Annotated in this window: 1 pseudogene; it reads right to left on the reverse strand. The window is 73.3% G+C overall.

The features are described from left to right. Window positions 1-352: 352 nt before the first annotated feature. A pseudogene (locus tag MKK52_RS19135) lies at window positions 353-643 on the reverse strand (hypothetical protein); the annotation flags it as partial.

The raw sequence follows: 643 nt of genomic DNA on the forward strand, positions 1-643 counted from the left end.
TCGCTGTCGACGGGTGTGGCGTCGGCGAACACGTCGATCACGTCGCTGTCGACGAGCGTGGCGCCGGTGGCGGCGGTGATCGGCAGCACGGCACCGGCGATCGGGTCTGGTGCGGTGGCGAGCGGTCAGCAGGCTGTGGCGATCGGCTACCAGGCGCGGGCGACCGACAAGCTGGCCACGGCGGTGGGCAACCAAGCAAGCGCCGTCGATGCCTACACGACGGCGGCGGGCACGGCGACCCGGGCCTCGTGGGAAGGCTCCCTGGCGCGGGGCAGCTCGGCGAACGCGGCGAGCGGTCATACGGGTGCGCTGGGGATGAACAACGTCGCCGGGGCGGCGGGCGCGGGGGGGATCATACCGTGGCGATGGGGAGGATCGACGCTGGCAGGGCGGGGGGCGCGTTGGCAATCGGGTTACATGAGAACGGATCGTTGGGGCGCGGAGTGGCGCTGGGCGGCGGGGCGGCGACGTCTGCGGGTGTGGCGGTGTAGGCCGTCGCGGTCGACGGGACCGCGTATGGGGGGTTTGCGGGCCGGCCGGAGGCGGGGGTGGTGTAGGTGGGCAAAGCCGGCGACGGGCGCCAGATCCAGAACGTGGCGGCGGGTCGGTTGAGCGCGTTCTCGACGGAGGCGGTGAACGGGAG

The organism is Methylobacterium sp. J-067 (genome assembly GCF_022829465.1).
GTDB lineage: Bacteria > Pseudomonadota > Alphaproteobacteria > Rhizobiales > Beijerinckiaceae > Methylobacterium > Methylobacterium litchii.